The organism is Flavobacterium sp. MAHUQ-57 (assembly GCF_051908335.1).
GTDB lineage: Bacteria > Bacteroidota > Bacteroidia > Flavobacteriales > Flavobacteriaceae > Flavobacterium.
Map to the genome: position 1 here is coordinate 1412370 of NZ_JBPZTE010000007.1, position 17895 is coordinate 1430264.

Genomic DNA, 17895 nt, shown 5'->3' on the forward strand with positions numbered 1-17895 from the left:
AGGTAACTTTAGTTTAGGACTTCAAAAAATCAAATAACGCATTAAAGTATTCTTTTTCGGCATCGAGCCATCCATAATGACCACAATTATCTAAGAATATGACTTTTGAGTTTTTAAGAATCTTATGTGCGATTTCTGCAGTCTCTGGTTTTATTACATCCTGTTTGCCTTGAATAATCAGAACAGGCTGAGTAAAGTCTTTAAGTTTTGGTTTACAATCGAATTTAATCTTGTTCAAATCATCCCAAACCAATTCGTTAATTCTAGAATTGCCTTGTGTAAGTCTTTCAGCTAGTATAGGTACGTATTTTTTGTTGTATAAGTAAGCAGGAGCCAATGCTCTTCCTCTACCTAGCAAAGTTTTTTTTGAGGTGTCACCTGCAGCTATTTTGGCACTGAAATAATTTAAGGAATCGCGTTCTATTTTGCTGAGTTTGGATGTGATATTGGTCGAAACATAAGTGGTTAGTCCCAGATCTATTCCGCCAGAGGCAGAAAAAACAATCTTTTGAATACTCTCTGGATACATTGTAGCATAATGCGCAACCATGATTCCGCCAAATGAATGGCCTAGAATGGACCACTTTTCTATTTTTAGATGCTTGCGGAGCGATTCGATATCTTCAGCCATTAGTTTAATGGTAATGGTTTCTGAATTTAGTTCTTTTAAAGTTGATTTGCCGGTGCCTCGTTGATCGTATATAATCGTTTGGTATTTTTCACCCAAGCTTTTGGCTAAAAACTCAAATCCATTGCTATTCATACCCGGTCCGCCATTGATGATTAATAAAGGTTCGCCTTTTCCATAGATTTTATAAAAAGTTTGCGTGCCGTCAATGTTAGGAGAGTAGCCTTCGGTTTGGGCATTTAACTGTAAAGCTGTAAAAACTAAAAAGAAGTATATTATTTTTTTCATTATTCTGAATTAAGGAATAAAAATAAATAAAAACGTCCTACAAAGTAGGACGTTAACAAATCTTTAGTTTTATAATTTCAATATCCAATCACTCATTTTGTCGAGTACTTTTGGAGCTATGGTTTGTTCGATTTCAGCATATTCTGAAAAAGCACCAGTTTTGCATTCTTGGAATAAATGATTGAGACCTTCGAAAGCAACAACTTCGTATTTTTTGTTACCCGCTTTCGTTAATCCCTTTTTGAAACCTTCCAGATTGCTTTTGGCATCTACTTGGAAGTCTTTGCTTCCATTGATAGCTAATACTGGTATTTTGATTTTTGAAATATAATAATGCGGATCAAATTTTAAGAAGTATAAAAACCATGGACTGGTAATTTGCTTAATTTCTGATTTAGCTTGCTCTTCAATTTTATCGGATTTAATTACTTCGGAAGGGTATTGTTTTAATTCATTGATGTAAAAATTTTCCAAGTCTTTAGCGAGTTCTTTCCCTTTATAGTTTTCAATAAAAGCATATAGTTTTTTAGAAGTCAAAACATCAAGTTTTACTTTTTCAGGATTTTCACCAGATAATAATCCTCCCTGTTCGATTTGTTGCAGCATTAAATCTGTTATTTTAATCCCAGGACCAGCCATTGAAATGATAAATTTCACATTTTTATTCATAGTTGCCACCATTGGAGCAATCATTCCGCCTTCGCTGTGGCCCAATAACCCAATGTTAGTGTATCCTTTTTGCTGTAAAAAATCTACTGCCGAGTTAATGTCTGTTGCAAAATCTGCTGTGGTCGATTTTTTGTCAACCTTACTCGATCCACCAATTCCGCGATCATCTAAACGAAGAGTTGCAATTCCTTTTTTTGCAAAATCATCGGCAATAACTGCAAATGGTTTGTGTCCGAAAAGTTCTTCATCACGATTTTGTCCTCCGGAACCCGTAATCATAATAACAATTGGTAGGTTTTTTTTGTCACTCGGTGTTGAGATAGTTCCTGCTAAAGTGTTCTTATCAATCGGATTAACAAAACTAACCTCTTCTGTTTTGTAATTGAAAGGTTCTTTAGGAGTTTGTGGGCGATTGAAAGTATATTCCTTTTTTGTTTGATTTTTATCCAAAACCAAAGGAATTTCCATATTGCCTTTTTTGAATGTACCTTCTATTTTTCCATTGTTGTAATTTCCTTTGTATGAAATACCTAAATCGGATGCCTCAATACTAAGTGTATTGTTTTCAAAAAGTGTTTTTTTAACCGGAATGTCTTTTGCTCCTTGTTTCGGACTATCTAATGTAGTTTTCAAAAGAGTGCCTTCCGTTTTGATATTGAAAACTAAAGGTAATTTCATGCCCTGAATTTCTAATTCTCCAAACCAACTTCCATTGATGTCTTGGGAAAAAGTTAATAGAGGGGAAAATAATAGCAGGAGAAGTGCAAATGTCTTTTTCATAGTGTTCGTTTTTTGATTCATGATTTTGATGATTATAAAAGGTGTCTGATAAGATATTGTGTAATTCCTTCAGAAACCAATAGTACAAATCCGAAGGTTGCCCAGTTTTGCCATTTTTTTGTATTGGTTGCTGTTTTGAATCCGTTTACTAGTAAAACAATTGCATATGCCAAACACAATAGTATAGCAATTCCAAGTACAGCACTCATTATGATTTCTAATGGGTTGGAGAATATTTTTTCTGGAGTGTGAATGTTCTTTTTGACTTTATCGTTAAAATCGGCAGGTAATATCGCATAGCTTATAAAAGCCACTATATATATTGGGAGTCGATACCAAAAAGCTGTATTTAATATGTCTACAAATCTCGTTTTGGAATTAAGATATTTTCCCAATGCAAAAAGCAATACAGTAACTACACTTATATCAATAGCATTTTCTAAAGCAACAGTTAGTAATTTACTGTCCTCTATAAGATGCATATCGAGGGTGCCGTTGAAGGAACTGTTGCAGTAATAGCCTATGAAAGTTCCTGCTACTGATAGAACAATGCCGCTTAACAGCAGTTGTTTTTCTGAAAAGATTGAAAACGGATTAAAAATTGTTTGCCATTTCATAATGCTTATTTCATTTTTTGAATTTTGTCAATTAAATCGTCCATTTTGTTGCGCATGGTAGGATAAGAAAGATCTGCTTGTTTTGCCATTTCTTTAATACTTCCGCTAGTAAGGAAAAACTCCAAAATGAATTCTTGCTCATCACGACTAAGTTTGAGGTATAAAGGCAGTTCGTAATTGCCATTGACTTCAGTGGTGCACTGATCACATTTCATTTGACTTACACGGAGTGCGCTTTCACAGCTTGGACATACGATAGGTAACTTCATAAGTATCTCGTTAAATAAATTTAAATAGCACTACTGCAAATGTATGAATTTATCAAATAAATTTTAATAAAGTTAAAATATTTTTTAATAAAGTTAAAATCATAGTGACTTTGATTAAAAAAAACGCCCCACAATCGTGAGGCGTCTTTTCTCTTTATTCTTTGCTCTTTTTTCTTTTCTCTTTATTCTAAATTAAGAATTCATCAAACTTTCAATTTCATCGGCTTCAATTGGAATGTTGCGCATTAAGTTGAAAGGTTCGCCTTTTTCTTGAATCACAACATCATCTTCCAAGCGGATTCCAAATCCTTCTGCCGGAATGTAAATGCCGGGTTCAACCGTAAACACCATGTTGGCTTCCATCGGTTCGTGCAATAATCCGTAATCGTGCGTATCCAAACCTAAATGATGTGAAGTGCCGTGCATGAAATATTTTTTATACGCTGGCCAGTCTGGGTTTTCATTTTGTACATCGGCTTTGTCAATCAAGCCTAATCCCAATAATTCGGATGTCATGATTTTACCTACCTCAATATGGTATTGTTTCCAAAGTGTTCCAGGAACTAACATTTTAGTTGCTTCGTTCTTCACGTTCAAAACTGCGTTATAGACGGCACGTTGTCTTTCGGTGTAACGACCTGAAACCGGAATGGTTCTGGTTAAATCACTCGAATAATTGGCGTATTCAGCTCCTACATCCAATAGTAGTAAATCACCCGCTTTACATTGTTGGTTGTTTTCAATATAATGCAAAACATTAGCATTGTTTCCCGAAGCGATAATCGGAGTATACGCAAATCCTTTGGAACGGTTACGTAAAAATTCGTGAGCCAATTCGGCTTCGATTTCGTATTCCATTACGTTCGGTTTAACGAAAGACAAAAGTCGGCGAATCCCTTTTTCAGTGATATTACATGCGTTTTGGATTAAATCAATTTCTTCACTTTCTTTAATTGAACGAATGCGTTGTAAGATAGGGTTCGATTTTTCAACTTTATGTGCAGGATACGTTTCTTTCCACCATTTGATGAATCTTGCCTCACGCGTTTCTGTTTCGATAACAGCGCGATAATGTTCATTAGTGTTAATATACATCGTATCGGCGTATGCCATGATTTCTTTTAAAGTCTTGTGGAAATCTTGCAACCAAATCACGGTTTTGATTCCAGAAACTTCAAAAGCACGCTCTTTGGTTAATTTTTCACCTTCCCAAACTGCGATATGATCATTGGTTTCTTTTAAGAATAATATTTCTTTTAGATGCTCATAAGGTGCATCAGGAAATAACAATAGGATACTTTCTTCTTGATCTACTCCGGATAAGTAGAAAATGTCGCGATGCTGAGCGAAAGGCAATGTGCTGTCTGCAGAAACTGGATAAATATCATTCGAATTGAAGATAGCAACTCCGTTTGGTTTCATTTGTGCTGTGAATTTTCTTCTGTTTTTGATGAATAAATCACGAGCTATCTGATGGTATTTCATAAAACTATATTTTTTAGAATACCAAAGTTACATAAACCGAATAAGTATCAATCAGCCAAATGGCGTTATTTTATATTCTTTCTGATTCGACTCATATGCCGACTCGAAATTCCAAGAAATGAGGCTAAATAATGTAGCGGAATTTCTTTCAAAAGTGTAGGCTCATTTTGCAATAATTTTTGATACCGTTCCTCAGGGGTGAGTGTCAGTAAATCAATTCGATAGTCATCAATCAGACAAATTTGCTTTTCGATTAAATCATAATAAAACCGATGGAATTCCTCGTTTTGATCTCTTAATATTTTGAAGTCATGCAAATTGATAACCATCAAACGAGTGTCTGTTAATGCTTTGATGTTTTTTCTGGAAATTTCTTCAAATAGGAAACTTTTGAGCGAGGAAGTGATGGTTTTTTTTAAGGCCAAATAGGTTGTTTTTTCCTCTTCTTCTACTAGTATGGAATGTTGTAAAATGCCTTCTTCCACAAAACAGAAATAAGGACAAATTTCGCCCTCTTTTACTAAATAGTCGTTCTTTTTTAATAGCAACGGACTAAAATTGCCTTTAAATCGTTCTATTGATAGGGTGTTCGTGCCATCAAAAAAAGAAGAAAGTGTGTGTGTGATTTTTGTGGTTTGCATCAATTGTATTCTTTTTCCAAATTTAAAAAACTAACGCGGTTTGTTTTCAATTTTATGATTACTTTAGTTTTATCTGTAATTAATTCATTATTCCTATGAATCTAAAAAAAATTCTAAGCTGTTTGCTTTTTGGAATGCTATTTTTATCCTGTGATGATAAAGACGATACGCCGCCTTATCAAGGTCCGTTTTTGATTGTGAAATTTAAATTTGATCCCAATCAAGAGCGTTTGAATAACCTTGGGCAACCTTCAACAGTTTCGGCTGGAAATGCAGCGCAATCTCCGGTATTTAATTCGATAAGTTCGCATTATTTGGAATTAGCTCCTTTGGCAACAACACAATTAGGTCAAGGTGAAATCTTATACCATGCTCCGGAAACTACAGCAGGTGGAGAACGTGCAATTGATTTCAGTAAATCCAAAATCGTAGCTGAAGGTGAAACTTTTTTGGCAATACCAATTCGACAAATTCAGGCGGGAAGTTATGAATGGGTGAGATGTTCGTTGGCGTATCAGAATTATACTATTAACATATGGAATTCGGGAGCAAATTTGGTGGGAAATCTAGGGAGTTTTGTTGGGTTTAATACTTATATCACAACTCACAGTTTGGGTGCTTACAATTTTACTGTGAATGGCAATCGCAAACAAGGTTATTGGGCTTTAAGTGTTTCAGGTTTGCCGTTTTCAGGACAGTCCCCGGAAGGAGCTACTACGGTTCCCAACCCATTAGCGTCAACTTCTCCAATACCGGCAGGTTCTTGTGTGGTTACTGGTAAATTTGCTGAAAAATTAGAGATTACGGGCAATGAAACGCAAGATATTGTGGTGACCTTGTCTTTGTCTGTCAATAACAGTTTCGAATGGGAAGAAGTCAATACAGATGGTAAATTTGAACCCAATGCTGGTGAAAATGTAGTAGATATGGGTTTGAGAGGATTGATTCCTTCATTTGTGAAATAGCGTATTGATTTTTTTATAGATAATTTTGACTGTAATCTTTTGTAAATCAACAAAAAAATAAGTCATTTTAAATTCATTATAAATAAGGGGAATTGGGTTGTAGATACAGTCAAATTCCCTTATTTTTGTTTCAATTTTTTTACAACCAATTATCTAACAAATATTATGGCAAAATCTGCACTTTTAAAGTCATCATTAGCAAAAAAATATTGGATGGCTCTTACGGGTTTATTTTTATGCTTGTTTTTGGTCGGTCACTTAGCTGGTAATTTACAGTTAATTTTCGGCGACGCATTGCAATTCAACAAGTATGCGTTGTTTATGACGACCAATCCTGCGGTAAAATTACTTTCTTACTTAACGTACATTTCAATTGTTTTCCACGCTGTTGATGGAATCATGTTGACGATTCAAAACAAAAAAGCACGTCCTATTGCTTACGCAATGAGCAGTCCGCAAAACAGCAGTTCTATGGCGTCAAGAAACATGGCGGTTTTAGGTACGGTGATTTTAGTGTTCATCGCAACACATATGACTAATTTCTGGGCAAAAATGCACTTTTCAGAAATGCCATTGCAAAAAACAACAATTGAATTACAACCGGGTATGGCTCAGGATTTCTATCTAACTACAGATGGAGGTTATGTTCCTGTTGATGAAACTGCCTATGTTGTAAAAAATAAAACAGAAATCTATGACGCTAAATTGAATATCAAACTTAAAGAAGCGTACAAAGATTTGCACAAAATTACTTTCGAATTCTTTAAAGATCCAAAATGGGGATTACCATTTACGATTTTTTATGTTTTATCAATGCTAGTGTTAGGATTTCACTTATGGCATGGTTTCCAAAGTGCATTCCAATCTTTGGGTATCAATAATAAGTTCACACCGGCTATCCAATTATTCGGTAAAGGATTTGCAATCATTGTTCCTTTTTTGTTTGCAGTTATCCCAGTTTGTATTTATTTTAATCTTGTTGTAAAGCACTAATATATGAAGTTAGATTCTAAAATACCAGAAGGTTCTATTTCAGAGAAATGGACTAATCATAAAAACCATTTAAAATTAGTTGCACCTAATAACCGTCCTAAAATTGATGTTATCGTTGTAGGAACAGGTTTGGCTGGAGCGTCTGCTGCTGCTTCTTTAGGTGAAATGGGATACAATGTAAAAGCATTTTGTTTTCAGGATTCTCCACGTCGTGCCCACTCTATCGCGGCTCAAGGTGGTGTAAATGCTGCTAAAAATTACCAAAACGACGGTGACTCAGTTTACCGTTTATTCTATGATACAATTAAAGGTGGAGATTACCGTGCACGTGAAGCTAATGTACATCGTTTAGCGGAAGTTTCAGGAAATATTATCGACCAATGTGTGGCTCAAGGAGTCCCTTTTGCACGTGAGTACGGAGGTTTGTTGGATAACCGTTCGTTCGGTGGTACTCAAGTACAGCGTACATTCTATGCAGCGGGTCAAACAGGACAACAATTGTTATTGGGTGCTTACTCAGCATTGTCTCGTCAAATCGGTTTAGGTCGTGTGAAAATGTACAATCGTCACGAGATGTTAGATATTGTAAAAGTGGACGGTAAAGCTCGTGGAATTATTGCTCGTGATTTGGTGACTGGTGAAATTCAACGCCATTCTGCTCACGCAGTAATCATCGCGTCTGGTGGTTATGGTAACGTATATTTCTTGTCGACAAATGCTATGGGAAGTAACGTAACCGCTGGATGGAAAATCCACAAACAAGGTGCTTTATTCGCAAACCCATGTTATGTACAAATTCACCCAACATGTATCCCAGTTCATGGAACCAATCAGTCGAAATTAACATTGATGTCTGAATCGTTACGTAACTCTGGACGTATTTGGGTACCAAAGAAAAAAGAAGATGCACAAGCAATCCGTGAAGGAAAACTAAAACCTACGCAAATTGCAGAAGCAGATAGAGATTATTACTTGGAAAGAAGATATCCGGCTTTCGGTAACTTAGTACCACGTGACGTTGCTTCACGTGCCGCTAAAGAGCGTTGTGATGCCGGTTACGGAATCGAGGCAAACGACACCAACGAAGGAGTTTACCTAGACTTCTCTTCTGAAATCATTTCAAAAGGAAAACAAGCGGCTTACGCTAAAGGAAATCATAATCCTACCGATGCTGAAGTAACTGCTTTAGGTAAACAATGGTTGGAAGAAAAATATGGTAACCTATTTACCATGTACCAAAAAATTACAGACGAAAATCCATACGAAACACCAATGAAAATCTATCCTGCGGTTCACTATACCATGGGAGGTGTTTGGGTTGATTACAACTTGCAATCAACAATTCCAGGATGTTTCGTAGCAGGTGAAGCCAATTTCTCTGATCACGGAGCAAACCGTTTGGGAGCTTCAGCTTTAATGCAAGGTTTAGCAGACGGATACTTTGTGCTGCCATATACTGTTTCTAACTATTTGGCCGATGAAATCCGTACTGGAAAAATCTCTACTGAGTCTGCTGAATTCGTTGAAGCAGAAAAGAGAGTAAAAGATCAAATCAATTTCTTCTTGAATAACAATGGAACGAAATCGGTTGATCATTTCCATAAAGCTTTAGGAAACATTATGTGGAATAAAGTAGGTATGGGAAGAAATGCGCAAGGATTAAATGAGGCTATTGCCGAAATTGATGCTTTACGTAAAGAATTCTATAAAGATGTTTTTGTTCCTGGTTCTGCTGATGAAATGAATACAGAATTGGAAAAAGCAATTCGTGTTGCCGATTTCATGGAATTGGGTCAATTGATGGCAATGGATGCATTACAACGTGAAGAATCTTGTGGTGGTCACTTCCGTGAAGAGCATCAGGATGCTGAGGGAGAAACCTTACGTGATGACGAAAACTTCTCGTTTGTTGGAGCTTGGGAATACCAAGGGGAAGACATCAATAAAGAGGTATTACACAAAGAAGAGTTGAAATACGAATTCATCAAAATCGCTGCACGTAACTATAAATAATAGTTGACGGCTATAAAAAAATAAGATTATGGCATCTAAAAAGAATATCAATATAAAATTGAAAGTTTGGCGTCAGAAAAACGCTAAAACTTCAGGAAGTATGGAGTCATACCAACTGGATAATGTTTCTACTGACAGCTCGTTCTTAGAAATGTTGGACCAATTGAATGAACAATTGGTTAATGAAAGAAAAGAACCAATCGCATTCGATCACGACTGTCGTGAAGGAATTTGTGGTATGTGTTCATTATACATCAACGGACGCGCACACGGACCAGATACAGGAATTACTACTTGTCAGTTGCATATGCGTATGTTCAACGACGGTGATACAATCTATGTAGAGCCATGGAGAAGTAAAGCGTTCCCAGTAATCAAGGATTTAGTGGTTGATAGAAGTGCTTTTGATAGAATTCAGCAAGCTGGTGGTTTCGTTTCGGTAAACACTTCGGGTAATACTATTGATGCGAATACAATTCCAGTGCCTAAAGCCGATGCTGATAAAGCTTTCGAAGCAGCAGCATGTATTGGTTGTGGAGCTTGTGTGGCGACTTGTAAAAATGGTTCTGCTATGTTGTTTGTTGGTGCTAAAGTATCTCAATATGCATTATTACCTCAAGGTAGAGTAGAAGCTACTGACCGTGTGTTAAATATGGTTCGTCAAATGGATGAAGAAGGATTCGGTAACTGTACGAATACCGGTGCTTGTGAAATCGAATGTCCAAAAGGTATTTCATTGGAGAATATCGCTCGCATGAACAGAGAATATCTGAAAGCAAGTTTGATAAAATAATGAAAAGCGTCTTCGGACGCTTTTTTTAATGGTTCGATTTTTGTTAATTTAATTCAAAAAGAATAATGAAAAGTATATATCTATTGTTTCTATTGGTTTCTACACTAGCATTTTCACAAACCGACGAAGAAAAGGCAGAAAAGAAAAGGAAAATTGAAGCAGAAAAGGCTTCTTTGCCTAAACCTTACCAAGAAATGGAAGATGCTGATAGCAAAGTGAAAGAACTGTTGGGTGTGGCCAAAGCGGAAAATAAAAATATTATGATCCAAATTGGTGGAAATTGGTGCGTATGGTGTTTACGACTGAACGATTTCGTTCAAAAAACGGAGGTATTGAAAAGTACAATGGATGAAAACTACATTTATTATCATTTGAATTGGTCTCCCAAAAATAAAAACGAAAAATTCTTCAGCCACTATAACGGTAACCCAGGCGAAAAAATGGGATACCCAGTTTTTATGATATTGGATTCCAATGGTAAAGTGTTGCATGTTCAAGAAACTGGTTCTTTGGAAGAAGGAAAAGGATACAGTCAAGAGAAAATCAAAACTTTCTTAGATAGTTGGAAAGTTAAAAGTTGATAAACTCTCTATTGGCATAATTCTAAAAGCATCTGTATTTACAGATGCTTTTTTGTATGAAATAACTGTAAGTATTGCTTATGAATTCCTATCTTTCGCAAAAAGGATAAAAAAATTAAGATGACTTTAAATTTAAAAATAGTAGCATTGGTGTTTTTTGTGATGTTTTCAAACATGATGTTGAAAGCACAAGAAAAGGGAATCAATATGAAGAACAAGGAAAATGGGAAAACTGTTTTTTTGAAAGAAAACAAAAGAGTAGCTGTTAAAACGGATAGTGGTAAAGTTTTTAAAGGTCGTTTTAAAATCGTTGATGATAAGTCTATTGCTATACGTAAAGATACGATAGCGTTGACCTCAATTGTTAAAATTAAAAGACGTCCTGTAGGATTGTCTATTGCTTCCGGTTTGCTTGTTGCGGGAATCGGTACACCCGTAACGATTGTGTCAATTGCTTATGGTGGTTATGCTGTATTGTTAGTGCCAGTCGGAGTTGCGATTGATGGTGTCGGATTGGCATTGCCTGCTTTTGGTAGAAGGTACAAAGAAAATAATTGGGATTATGTAATCTCCAAATAAATGAACAATCAACGATGTGATGTGGTAATTTAAAGTTAATTATATGCAAAAAAGCATTCTGAAAAGAATGCTTTTTTTATGTTTACGTATGAAAAAACTTCTATTTTTTTGCTTTTTGCCTCTATTGGCTGAGGCTCAGGTAAGTAACCAAAACGTAAATATAGAACCCAAAGGGAATTGGTATTTTGGTGCAGAATTAGGTTTGAATAGTATTCCTTCTTTTGCTAACAATGGAACAAAAAATTCCTTCCAAGGTGGTTTAATGGCTGAATATTATTTTGCAAAACAATGGAGTGCCAGTGGAAGAATTAAATATTTTAAAACGGGTGTTTCTTTTGTTGAAGACGAAGCGAATGGCATTTTTGATGGAGCTGTTGTCTCGGTTCCTGTTGATCTGAAATGGGAATTTACGATTCATAAAAACCTTAAAGGAAATTTGAAATTAGGTGCAGCCTATAACCATGAAATTAAAAGTGATTATCGTTTTCCTGATGGAAAAGAAACCGACTTTTCAAAATCATTCTTCAGTATGAATTCAGGTGCAGGTTTAAGTTATTTCGTTTCTCCGAAAATGGCTTTTTATATCGATATGGAAATGTATCGTTTAGGTGGTTACAAAGGGAATACAGGAGGTATAATAGGATATAATTATTATACGGATAATAACCATTTCAATTTAGGTGTAAAATATAACTTTAATTAATTCATTACCTCATTACAAACACATCCAAATACTACAAGGTTTTTATTTGGATGTGTTTTTGTATTTTTAACATATGAAAATAGCCATTATCCAGTCTGATATTGTTTGGGAAAATACAATTGCCAATCGGAATCATTTCGAAGTAAAAATTAATGCAATAAATGACGCTGTTGATCTTATAGTGTTACCCGAAATGTTTTCCACGGGTTTTACTATGAATCCTTCAGCTGTTGCCGAGACAATGAATGGAGAAACAGTACAATGGATGCAGGAAATGGCTGTAAAAAGACAGTCAGCCATTACTGGAAGTTTGGTAATTGAAGAGGAGAATAATTTTTACAATCGAATGATATTTGTCTTTCCCGATGGAACTTTGAAAACTTACGATAAACGTCACCTCTTTACTTTGGCTAAAGAAGAACATGTTTTTACTCCAGGTAAGGAAAAAGTCATAGTTGAGTATAAAGATTGGAAAATATGTCTTCAAATATGTTACGATTTACGTTTTCCTGTTTTTACCCGTAACGTTGAAAATTATGATTTACTTATTTATGTAGCCAGCTGGCCCAAACCGCGGATTAATGCTTGGGATATTCTGCTAAAAGCGAGAGCTGTCGAAAATCTTTGCTACACTATCGGAGTTAATCGAATTGGGTTCGACGCCAATCAATTGGAGTATATTGGGCATTCTCAAATTATTGACTATCTAGGGAATTACACTATAGAACCGTTTGAAAGGGAGGCTGTGAAAGTGATTGCTTTGGATAAAAATACCATGTTAGAAACCCGTAAGCGTTTGAACTTTCTTAACGATAAAGATACTTTTCAACTATTCGAAAAATAAGATAAATTCTTTGAGGATTAATCATCAAAAGGATAACTGATGAATTGATGTCAGTTACCTAAGTCAATATCCTGATTGACATCCCAATTGGCTCGTACATCGATTTCGGTTGGGAAATGAAAAACTTCCTCAGCTTGTCTGTTTTGCAAAAAGCTACCGGTATCACGCTGACCGTTTTTATTTTCGTCATAAATTATTCGGAGCGAGTATTTTTGTGGTTCAATCAATAAAAACTCTACAACAGGATTGCTCTCAGTATATTTAGTAGCTAAAACTGTTCCTTTATTATCGGTCAATTCAATTACTAAAGGGAATGATTTGACATTTTTCAGATTCAATTTCAAATTACCGTAATCAGCATACGACCTTGTTGATAAATCTATTTTCACCAATTTATTGACTTGTCCCAAATAATCTTCAATGGCTTTAGGCATCATTGTAAAGGTGTATTTTTCATTCGGTTCTTTGTCGAACTTAACTTCAAGATCCTGATTGAATTCATCGTAATTTAGGGAGAATTTAACAGCAGTCGAATCACTTTTTACAAGTTTCATTAAGGTAATGTCAAATTTTTCCAAAGGTGTATTTGAATTTAACTTGAATACATCGTTGAATCCAATGTTGCCTCTGTATTTGCTCGAAAGGCTAATCGTGTCTTGTTTTAAACCGCGTGTTTTTATAGTGTATTCTTTGCGATAATCTTCTTTAGAAACATTCAGTTGTATTGAATCTTTTTGTAAAGGAGAAAACCAAATCTGAAGCGAATCTTTGTCCTTCATTTTTGTGGTTCTAATCTTGAAATCCTGATTTTGACGGAGTGCAGTAATCTTTGCGTTTTTGAAATCACCTTCATAACCCATCGTTATTCTATTTGCCGAAGTCTGAGTCGGTTTTTTGGTTTTGAATTTCGGTACTTCTTTGAAAAGCTCCAATTCAAAAATTGCATTGTCAGGAACTGTAATCGTCTGGTTGTAAAACCCAATCTTGTCTGTATTGGGGTCAAATTTGTAGTTTGCAGTTTTTTCCTTTAAAGCAATAAGTTTGTATTTTCCAGCTTTAACATTTTCAATTTTAAATGTTTTTAAACTGTCTAAAGTGTTCGTCGTGTATCTTGGAGTTTGCTTGTAAATGATAGAATCATTGTAGTTGGTGTCTACTTCATAAAGCATTACATTAACATAAGAGTCTGCTTCTTTTTCGTAAGAATCTTTGATGATTCCTTCAATGCGAAGTGAATCCAATTCGGATCCAGTAGAGAAAACATATTTGAATTGAGATAAGATATTGTCTTCATTATTGTCGCGAATGCTTTCTCCAAAATTAAAACTATAGGTTGTGTTGGCTTGTAAAGTATCGTTGATTTTAATGGTAATCTGTTTGCTGGCACTCCCTTGAGGAAGCACAGTAATTTGATTTTTCATTAGTGGTGAAACAATAAGATTTTTTTGTAAATCTTTTACTTTTACGTATTCATCAAAATTAATTTTGATGGTTTTTTGATTGAAATTTGTAGATAGATTCTCTGGATTGCTCGAAACAATTTTAGGCGGTGTAACGTCTTTCTCACCACCAGTAATGGAGCCTCTTTTGGCACAAGCGACCAAAAATAGTAGAGCAATAGTTGTATAGCTTAAAAACTTAAGTTTTCTCATTCAGATTGTTTTACAGTGCAAAATAACCACTTTATTTAGTGTTAATGAAATATTTTTGGAATGTTTGCAATTTTACGACTCCGAAAAGGCCATGGTGACAATGCTTACTTTGGCTCCAGGAATTTTCAAAATGGCGCGTCCGCAACTTTCTAAAGTGGCGCCTGTAGTTAAAACGTCATCAACAAGAAGAAAGTGTTTGTTGTGATGTTGCTCATCGAAATGTATGTCAAAAGTATTTTCAGCTAAATTGGATCTAGAGGTCAGATTCTTTTTGGATTGACTAATGGTGTGATGGTTTCGAAACAGCAAATCATTGTTAACGTTAATGTTGAGTTCTTTGCCAAGTGCATTGCAAAATGTAGTTACTTGATTATAGCCGCGTTCTTTAAGCCTTTTTTTGTGTAATGGTACAGGGATAATATAGTCGGCCGACTTTATAACGGATTGCTGTGCTAGTTCTTCAGCATACCATTCGCCAAGTATCGTTCCGATGTGTTGCTGATTTTTGTATTTTAAATTGTGGATAAGTTGTTGAGTAACACCTTTTTTATGATAATAAAACATAGAAGAAACATGTTGTGTAGGAATTCTTCCATAAAATTTTTTGTAGGCTTCATTTTCCTTAAAAGCGGTATGATTTGTAAGAGGAATCTCATGTCGGCATACCGTACATAGGTGATTTTCAGATTCTAAAATAAATTGACTGCAACCAGAACAAACTTTGGGGTAAAATAAGTTTAACAAATATTTAAGCATTTCGTCGATTTTTTTTTTTCTTTCTCGTGTAATCAGATAAATTTAGAAAAAATAAATTAATTAGGCCCTGAGTATGACGGTGAAAATTCCTACAGTGGTATTGAAATTGACTTCAGTTGCACTTATGTCTGCAACTTTTGTGTTTGCCCTAAAATATTACGATTCTAAAAATCAAAACAAAAAACTTGAAGAAAATATAAGACTTGATAGGGAAACCTATACCAATGAGTTAAAAGAAATTTTGAATCGTTATGATTCTGAAGTGCTGAAAAATAAACAGTTGTTGGAAGAAAGAGGTGTAGTAGTACAGGAGCAAGTAGTGTCTTCAGGTAAAAACGTTTATCGTCTTGAGAAGCGATTAGTTCCGATTGATAAATTGGTTAAAAAGACCAAAACAGATTCCTTTCAAGTGATTTTGGATAGACAAATTGAAGAAAATAAAGACTTGTCAGATCAGTTGAAAAATTTGTCCGAGAAAAACAGAGAACTACAAAGAAAGAATAACGATAATGAGGCGGTACTCGCCGTTTCTAAAAATCTTACTGCAACGAACGTAACTGCAAACGGAATTAAGATTGTATCCAATAACATTATTGAAACCAAACGTTTTAATGCTACCGAACAAATTAAGGTTTGTTTTACTTTGTTGGAAAATAAGGCAGCAGTAAAGGGATATAAAGATGTATACATTCAAGTGGTTAATCCTGATGGTAAAGTAGTGTCTCAAAATGGAGAGTTTATGGAATCCGGAGAACGATTACTAAATTTCAGTGCAAAAACCAATGTGTATTATGACAATGAAGAATTGGACGTTTGTGTATTCGTGGATCCTAATAAAAAAGATATGTCTAAAGGTGACTATGAAATCAACATCTATTCAGGAATTAACCTGATTGGAAGTACTGTATTTTCATTAAAATAATACGATTTGTCACTTTTCAATTAAAAACCAACTTTCATCTCATATAAATTGTAATACAAAACGGATTTTTTAAGTCCGTTTTTTTTATTTTTGCACCACTATGGCAAAACAAGAAGATTTATTTAAAAATGTAGTTTCGCATGCAAAAGAGTATGGATTCATTTTCCAATCGAGCGAAATTTATGATGGTTTGAGCGCAGTATATGATTATGCTCAAAACGGAGTGGAATTAAAAAAGAATATTAGAGACTATTGGTGGAAATCAATGGTGCAGATGCACGAAAATATTGTGGGTATCGATGCTGCTATCTTCATGCATCCTACCACATGGAAGGCATCAGGTCACGTTGATGCTTTCAATGATCCATTGATCGACAACAAAGACTCTAAGAAAAGATACCGTGCCGATGTTTTAATTGAGGATTATGCCGAAAAATTAAACCAAAAAGCACAAAAAGAAATCGAAAAGGCAAAAGGTCGTTTCGGTGATGCTTTCGACGAAGCGCAATTCGTGGCTACTAATGAAAGAGTAAAAGGGTATTTAGACCAGAAAAATGCAATTCTCCAAAGAATGGCAAAAGGTTTGGATACTGGTGACTTGGCCGATGTAAAAGCCTTAATTGAAGAGTTGGAAATCGCTTGTCCGGATTCAGGTTCTAAAAACTGGACGGAAGTACGTCAGTTCAATTTGATGTTCGGAACAAAATTAGGGGCTTCTGCTGATACGGCTATGGATTTATACCTACGTCCGGAAACAGCTCAAGGTATTTTCGTTAATTTCCTGAATGTTCAAAAAACGGGACGTATGAAAATTCCTTTTGGTATTGCACAAACGGGTAAAGCATTCCGTAACGAAATCGTAGCGCGTCAATTCATTTTCCGTATGCGCGAATTCGAACAAATGGAAATGCAGTTCTTTGTGAAACCAGGTGAAGAAATGAAATACTACGAGTATTGGAAAAATACACGTTTGAATTGGCATTTATCATTAGGATTAGGTAAAGAAAATTACCGTTTCCACGATCATGAAAAATTAGCGCATTATGCAAATGCCGCTGCCGATATCGAATTCAATTTCCCATTCGGATTCAAAGAATTGGAAGGAATTCACTCGCGTACCGACTTCGATTTGAAAGCGCATGAAGAGTTTTCAGGTAAAAAAATGCAATATTTCGATACCGAAGAAAACAAAAACTACACGCCATACGTAGTGGAAACTTCAGTTGGTTTGGATCGTATGTTCTTAGCGGTATTCTCAAAAGCGTTGCAAGAAGAAACTTTGGAAGATGGTTCTACAAGAACAGTTTTGCGTTTGCCTTCGGTTTTAGCGCCAACCAAAGCAGCTGTATTGCCATTGGTGAAAAAAGATGGATTGCCTGATGTTGCCAAACAAATTATCGAAGATTTGAAATGGGATTTCAATGTAGCTTACGATGAAAAAGATGCGGTAGGTCGTCGTTACCGTCGTCAGGATGCCTTAGGAACACCTTTCTGTATTACAGTCGATCATCAAACTTTAGAAGATCAAACAGTAACTATCCGTCACCGTGATTCAATGCAACAAGATCGCGTTGCGATTGCTGATTTAAGAGGAATTATCAGTAACGAAGTTTCCATGAGAAACTGGTTGATGAAAATGTAGTTTTATTAAATACCCAAAATATAAAAATCCCAAATTCCAGTTAAGGTATTTGGGATTTTTTATGATGTTTAAATT

At 35.3% G+C, this 17895-nt stretch carries 18 protein-coding genes; 10 read left to right on the forward strand and 8 right to left on the reverse strand.

Annotated elements, in window-relative coordinates; translation table 11 throughout:
* Positions 1-13: 13 nt before the first annotated feature.
* The 6 genes from ACS8MM_RS14340 to ACS8MM_RS14365 all read right to left on the reverse strand — a co-directional run bounded on the left by ACS8MM_RS14340 (position 14) and on the right by ACS8MM_RS14365 (position 5377).
* The gene (locus tag ACS8MM_RS14340; protein ID WP_379718126.1) at positions 14-916 is read right to left on the reverse strand and encodes an alpha/beta fold hydrolase; all 903 of its coding nucleotides are present in this window, start codon (positions 914-916) and stop codon (positions 14-16) included.
* A 69-nt stretch (positions 917-985) separates the two neighbouring features.
* Positions 986-2365, reverse strand: coding sequence for an alpha/beta hydrolase family protein (locus tag ACS8MM_RS14345; RefSeq protein ID WP_379718128.1), 1380 nt, complete (start codon positions 2363-2365; stop codon positions 986-988).
* Between the two features lie 32 nt (positions 2366-2397).
* Positions 2398-2982, reverse strand: a complete 585-nt coding sequence (locus ACS8MM_RS14350; RefSeq protein WP_379718130.1) for a YIP1 family protein — start codon at positions 2980-2982, stop codon at positions 2398-2400.
* Between the two features lie 5 nt (positions 2983-2987).
* The gene (locus ACS8MM_RS14355) at positions 2988-3251 is read right to left on the reverse strand and encodes a DUF2089 family protein (protein ID WP_379718132.1); all 264 of its coding nucleotides are present in this window, start codon (positions 3249-3251) and stop codon (positions 2988-2990) included.
* Between the two features lie 192 nt (positions 3252-3443).
* Positions 3444-4736 (reverse strand): aminopeptidase P family protein, encoded by a 1293-nt coding sequence (locus ACS8MM_RS14360; protein WP_379718134.1) that lies wholly within the window; start codon positions 4734-4736, stop codon positions 3444-3446.
* A gap of 65 nt (positions 4737-4801) precedes the next feature.
* Positions 4802-5377 (reverse strand): Crp/Fnr family transcriptional regulator, encoded by a 576-nt coding sequence (locus tag ACS8MM_RS14365; protein WP_379718136.1) that lies wholly within the window; start codon positions 5375-5377, stop codon positions 4802-4804.
* A 95-nt stretch (positions 5378-5472) separates the two neighbouring features.
* Here ACS8MM_RS14365 and ACS8MM_RS14370 point away from each other — a divergent pair, with 95 nt between their 5' ends.
* The 8 genes from ACS8MM_RS14370 (at position 5473) to ACS8MM_RS14405 (ending at position 12848) form a co-directional block, all read left to right on the forward strand.
* Complete coding sequence (locus tag ACS8MM_RS14370) at positions 5473-6342, forward strand: hypothetical protein (RefSeq protein ID WP_379718138.1); 870 nt, start codon at positions 5473-5475, stop codon at positions 6340-6342.
* Positions 6343-6507: 165 nt separating this feature from the next.
* Entirely contained in the window at positions 6508-7335 is an 828-nt protein-coding gene (locus ACS8MM_RS14375) for a succinate dehydrogenase cytochrome b subunit (protein ID WP_379718140.1), read from the forward strand.
* Between the two features lie 3 nt (positions 7336-7338).
* Positions 7339-9348 (forward strand): fumarate reductase/succinate dehydrogenase flavoprotein subunit, encoded by a 2010-nt coding sequence (locus ACS8MM_RS14380; RefSeq protein WP_379718142.1) that lies wholly within the window; start codon positions 7339-7341, stop codon positions 9346-9348.
* Positions 9349-9376: 28 nt separating this feature from the next.
* Complete coding sequence (locus ACS8MM_RS14385) at positions 9377-10141, forward strand: succinate dehydrogenase/fumarate reductase iron-sulfur subunit (protein ID WP_379718144.1); 765 nt, start codon at positions 9377-9379, stop codon at positions 10139-10141.
* Between the two features lie 65 nt (positions 10142-10206).
* Positions 10207-10722 carry a thioredoxin family protein gene (locus ACS8MM_RS14390; protein ID WP_379718146.1) on the forward strand — a complete coding sequence of 172 codons (516 nt, stop codon included), beginning with the start codon at positions 10207-10209 and terminating at the stop codon, positions 10720-10722.
* A gap of 120 nt (positions 10723-10842) precedes the next feature.
* On the forward strand, positions 10843-11301 hold the full coding sequence (locus ACS8MM_RS14395; protein ID WP_379718148.1) for a hypothetical protein: 459 nt from the start codon (positions 10843-10845) through the stop codon (positions 11299-11301).
* An 88-nt stretch (positions 11302-11389) separates the two neighbouring features.
* Entirely contained in the window at positions 11390-12004 is a 615-nt protein-coding gene (locus tag ACS8MM_RS14400; protein WP_379718150.1) for an outer membrane beta-barrel protein, read from the forward strand.
* A gap of 73 nt (positions 12005-12077) precedes the next feature.
* Positions 12078-12848, forward strand: a complete 771-nt coding sequence (locus ACS8MM_RS14405; RefSeq protein WP_379718152.1) for a nitrilase family protein — start codon at positions 12078-12080, stop codon at positions 12846-12848.
* Positions 12849-12898: 50 nt separating this feature from the next.
* Here ACS8MM_RS14405 and ACS8MM_RS14410 read toward each other — a convergent pair whose 3' ends face one another.
* The gene (locus ACS8MM_RS14410) at positions 12899-14500 is read right to left on the reverse strand and encodes an Ig-like domain-containing protein (RefSeq protein ID WP_379718154.1); all 1602 of its coding nucleotides are present in this window, start codon (positions 14498-14500) and stop codon (positions 12899-12901) included.
* A gap of 72 nt (positions 14501-14572) precedes the next feature.
* The gene (locus ACS8MM_RS14415) at positions 14573-15256 is read right to left on the reverse strand and encodes a ComF family protein (protein ID WP_379718156.1); all 684 of its coding nucleotides are present in this window, start codon (positions 15254-15256) and stop codon (positions 14573-14575) included.
* Positions 15257-15329: 73 nt separating this feature from the next.
* Between ACS8MM_RS14415 and ACS8MM_RS14420 the strand changes: the two genes are divergently transcribed.
* Entirely contained in the window at positions 15330-16178 is an 849-nt protein-coding gene (locus ACS8MM_RS14420; RefSeq protein ID WP_379718158.1) for a hypothetical protein, read from the forward strand.
* A gap of 100 nt (positions 16179-16278) precedes the next feature.
* Positions 16279-17820, forward strand: coding sequence for a glycine--tRNA ligase (locus tag ACS8MM_RS14425; protein WP_379718160.1), 1542 nt, complete (start codon positions 16279-16281; stop codon positions 17818-17820).
* Positions 17821-17895: the final 75 nt, after the last annotated feature.